Origin of the sequence: Photorhabdus noenieputensis (assembly GCF_018448935.1) — a bacterium.
Classification (GTDB): domain Bacteria; phylum Pseudomonadota; class Gammaproteobacteria; order Enterobacterales; family Enterobacteriaceae; genus Photorhabdus; species Photorhabdus noenieputensis.
Genome location: NZ_RCWC01000085.1, coordinates 1 through 3,950, shown reverse-complemented (window position 1 = coordinate 3,950; position 3,950 = coordinate 1). Strand labels below are relative to the sequence as shown.

Sequence of the window (3,950 nt, the reverse complement as noted above, 5' to 3'; positions counted from 1 at the left end):
TTTTTGAAAGGTAATCGACGTATTGCAACACGCTATGAAAAAACAGCACGAAACTATCTGTCGATGGTGAAATTAGGCTGTATTCGACTCTTTTGCCGGAGATTATATAATTAAGGGACACTACCTAGCATTGAATGCTAGGATCTTTCTGGTTTAAGGCAGTTGAGCAAGTAAGGATTTTACTTGCTCTGTATCTTCTGGATGTAATTGAAGATATTTCTCACAGGCTAGTTTTATATATTCAAAGCCGATGGATTCAGGAACGATAACTTCGCCTTCCCACACACCGAACATTATCCCTTCAAAATGGTATTCAGGATCTGGATCTGTTAAGTCTGGGAAGATGCAATAGGTTTCATTTACTCCACATCCTGTTTTATTTAAGAGAAAAGGGAGGGTCCATAATAATTTATCTTGCAAATTCAGTGAATTAAAGAAATCCTTCACAACCCACTCGGGGTCATTGTCATAATCTATTTTTTTAAAAATATATTCGTTCATTACTTTGTCACCGGAAAGAAATTAAGCACAGTACCTGTTTTTTGATCCAAATAAACTTGGAACTTTACGCCACCCGCTGTTGATGTGTATTCTCTAACACCAGAAGTTATAGCAGATTTATAACCATTTATTGCAGCTTGTTGCCCAAGAGCCAACATCTGCTGGCCAGAGAAAATTTTTGGATCATAAACTGTTTTAGTAAAGACTTTTTCTTTATATCCAATAACATTTCCAGCTCTGTCATAGGCTGGGATTTGATATGAAATTTCAGTAATACCATCTATTGAACCGGGTGTTTTTCCTATAATTTTTACACCATTAGCAGATGTCATTTGATTAAATACGTCAGCATTATGTGTACCACTTATCCCTTTTTTAGATATTCCATCAAATATGGCTAAGTGATTTTTCTGGTTAATATTAAAATGAATTCCCTCTGGGTAAGTAGTCGTTCCCTTTTTAGAAAGGGAACGACAAGAAATTTAAAATTTGTTTTTTTAAGACTTATTGTTCATCAAATCCATATATATATCATAATTATCTTTCTCATAACATATAATATTGACTTTAGAAATGTGAGGAGCCTTATTTAAATATGAAAAAATTGTATCTAAAGCAATTTTAGCCGCCAGCTCTTTAGGGAATTTATAGGTTCCAGTACTAATATTGGGAAAAGAAAGTCTTTTGACATTGTAGATCTTAGATAATTCAAAACAACTTAAATAAGATTTTTCTAATAATGAAAATTCATTATTACTACCGCCATTCCAACGTGGACCTACAGTATGGATCACGTATTTAGCGGGCAAATTACCCGCACTTGTAATCACTGCTTCACCAACTTTGCAGCCACCCTGTTTAGCTCTAATTTTTTGACATTCTTCTAAAATAATTTTTCCACCTATTCTATGTATTGCTCCATCAACTCCACCACCACCAAGTAAAGATGTATTAGCTGCATTAACGATAGCATCAACAGCAACTTTTGTTATGTCACCTAATATAATTTCCACTTTATTTTTCATTTAGTAATATCCTTAAAAACACCTCTACTCCAGTTTTGCAAGATTGTTTTTCTTCTGGTGAATATATGACATTCATTACCTGCTTATCTAAAATACAATCATATATATCTATACTTAGCCAACCCTTAGACCATATATCAATAGTCCCTAGTTTTCCACAGCCCTCAAATTCAATTCGCTCAAGATTACCAAATTCACCATCAGCAAAAAATGAATATTCAAAAGAATAATTTCTTAAAAGAGGTTTTATATTTTTATCAAAGTCATGTATGTTCATTTAATATCCTCATTTTATATCAACAATGGTAATATTCTTAATTTCAGGTAGTTGTTGACCGCTTTGTTTATTCAGTAAAAATTGTTGTGATTTACTTGCATCAGGACCAATCATTTTAAACCATCCATCTTTACCACCTTTTAAAAGACTGTTTGCTGGTACATCAAATTCAACATAAACTGAACCTTTTGGTGCTGTACCTTTAAAATCAGATGCTCCATTAGTAGATATAAAAGTTTGCCCACCACCTCCTTGAACAATTTTCCCACTACTTTGCATTTGCACTAATTCATCATGTGACATCCATCTACCAACTCTAGTCATATTCACTTCATTAACAACTTTTGTTTCTCCTAGTTTTAATGAAGAGTGGGCGTTATTTGCACTAACAATTGTTCCTTTTCTAGCTTCAGATTTCCCCTCTGTACCCTTATTAGGCTGATAAGGCTGTTTATTTTTCCCAACAATCGAAGCAACTGAAGCTTTGCTGCCGATAGCACCACCAATACCGGCAGATTCTACGGCCTCTTTGGCTATTAGTGCACCTTTTTCCCAAGCGGGCAATGAGTTATATAACAGCCCTAAATCGTTTTGGTTTTCTGTCGTCACAAACTGGCTGAGACGATGGGCATCCTCAGCCGATAAGTTAAACATCCATCTTAAGCCACTAATAGCATCTGCTGTTTTTATCCCGCCGTCCATTTCAGCCTGATAGGTCAGTGTGCATAACCCACCGTTCCCGGCACAGTGAGACAACATTTCTGCCCGTTGCGCAGCGCTCAGTTTGTTGTATTTGTTCCAGATTGCTTCGGTAGGGGTGCCTTGCTTATTGGCTTCCTGGAGCTCTCTAGCCAGATTGTAGGCATTCATGGAGTTCAGGTGGTTGAAGAGAATAACAATTTCTCCGGCATTAGCCCCGCTGTTAGCCCCTTTGGCACTGTTGGTCGCAATGGCACCTGCGACGCTGCCGATGATTTTGCCGCCCGCCTGAATTTTCATTGGATCATTGAATGTCTTATCCAATGTTATCGCGGCCAGTTCAGCCGCTAATGCGCCCGCCGCTGCCCCTTTGGCATCACCGCCGCCAATTTCCGCCGCAAGGGCAGAAACCGCCGCATGGCTGATGGCTTTTCCGGGTAAACCTAACACCTGACCGTTAGCACCAATCAATCCGGCACCTTCGGCGTTAATCTGGCTGCCAATATTGGCAAGTAATGCGGTAGTAAAATTGTCCTTAAAACTACCGCCATTGATGGCTGTACCCAGGCTGGAACTGATAATGGATTGACCCGCTACCCGTTGAGCCACTTTGCTCCAGTCGCCGTTGCTCAGTTTAGGCAATGTCGCTTTTGCCGGGTCAATTTGAGCGCCATTGGCGGCTTTATCCCATCCCATGACGTTATCAAAACCCGCCAGTGCGCCACCAATCGCCATTGATGTGATGGTTGATTTAACCGTATCGCTGCTTCCCATCACTTTTAAAGCTTTGGATAAGTCACCTTGATTATCCACCAACGCTACCGCTGCCTGAGAAGCGAGTGCGGCCATGCCGGAAGCTGTCGCGCCGTAAGCCACTGAACTCATGGCGGCGGCAGTGCTGGCAGTAGCGTCCGCTGCCGTGGCGGCTGAACCCGCGGTACTTGCGGCTGATCCGGCAACAGAAACCGTTAATCCGGCCCCCGCTGTCGCAGCGGCGACTGCAATTGCGATAACCGCAGAGACCACCGGATTCAGGTGCTGGCTTTTATAATCCCAACTGTCATAGGCATCTTTGACTAAATTCCATTGAACGTCTTTACGTTCATTTAATCCTTTTAGCCAGGCGGTTTCCGGCGTATTGCCGAATACCGATACCGCATTCTGTAACGATTGACCATTTTTGACTTTGATATCCGCACTAACCCCTTTGGCCGCCTCCACGGTAAATTTTCCGACGATATGAATAGCAGGAAGCACCCATTTGTTTTCGGTATAGCCTTTATCGGTCTGCTTGATATAAAAGCCTTTGGAATGGGTAATCGTCTGCTCAAAGGTGCTGTTTTTGACCGCTTTAAAATTAACTTTACCGTGAGTGCTGGTCAGTTTGGCATTTTTATTGGTGGCGATTTTACTGGCTTCATAGGTGCTGTCATCCCGGCTTAACAGAT

At 40.8% G+C, this 3,950-nt stretch carries 5 protein-coding genes and 1 pseudogene; 1 reads left to right on the top strand and 5 read right to left on the bottom strand.

Annotated features, from left to right (window positions below):
- Positions 1-114 (top strand): annotated as a pseudogene (locus EAE91_RS23090) (IS5/IS1182 family transposase); the annotation flags it as partial.
- A gap of 39 nt (positions 115-153) precedes the next feature.
- Here EAE91_RS23090 and cdiI read toward each other — a convergent pair.
- The 5 genes from cdiI to EAE91_RS24645 form a co-directional block, all read right to left on the bottom strand.
- Positions 154-501, bottom strand: a complete 348-nt coding sequence (gene cdiI, locus EAE91_RS23085) for a ribonuclease toxin immunity protein CdiI (protein ID WP_214090489.1) — start codon at positions 499-501, stop codon at positions 154-156.
- The gene (locus tag EAE91_RS23080) at positions 501-833 is read right to left on the bottom strand and encodes a CdiA family toxin C-terminal domain-containing protein (protein WP_376744736.1); all 333 of its coding nucleotides are present in this window, start codon (positions 831-833) and stop codon (positions 501-503) included. Before EAE91_RS23080 ends, cdiI begins: the two co-directional genes overlap by 1 nt.
- A gap of 165 nt (positions 834-998) precedes the next feature.
- Positions 999-1,526: a macro domain-containing protein gene (locus tag EAE91_RS23075; protein WP_214090488.1), complete on the bottom strand. Its 528-nt coding sequence runs from the start codon at positions 1,524-1,526 to the stop codon at positions 999-1,001.
- Positions 1,516-1,803: a hypothetical protein gene (locus tag EAE91_RS23070; protein WP_036813710.1), complete on the bottom strand. Its 288-nt coding sequence runs from the start codon at positions 1,801-1,803 to the stop codon at positions 1,516-1,518. Before EAE91_RS23070 ends, EAE91_RS23075 begins: the two co-directional genes overlap by 11 nt.
- Before the next feature lie 9 nt (positions 1,804-1,812).
- Positions 1,813-3,950, bottom strand: a 2,138-nt coding sequence (locus EAE91_RS24645; protein WP_280520308.1) for a DUF637 domain-containing protein, incomplete at its 5' end; no start/stop codon positions are given.

Coding starts and splice junctions, on each gene's coding strand:
- cdiI (WP_214090489.1), bottom strand. CDS start 501: ATGAACGAATATATTTTTAAAAAAATAGATTATGACAATGACCCCGAG.
- EAE91_RS23080 (WP_376744736.1), bottom strand. CDS start 833: ATGACATCTGCTAATGGTGTAAAAATTATAGGAAAAACACCCGGTTCA.
- EAE91_RS23075 (WP_214090488.1), bottom strand. CDS start 1,526: ATGAAAAATAAAGTGGAAATTATATTAGGTGACATAACAAAAGTTGCT.
- EAE91_RS23070 (WP_036813710.1), bottom strand. CDS start 1,803: ATGAACATACATGACTTTGATAAAAATATAAAACCTCTTTTAAGAAAT.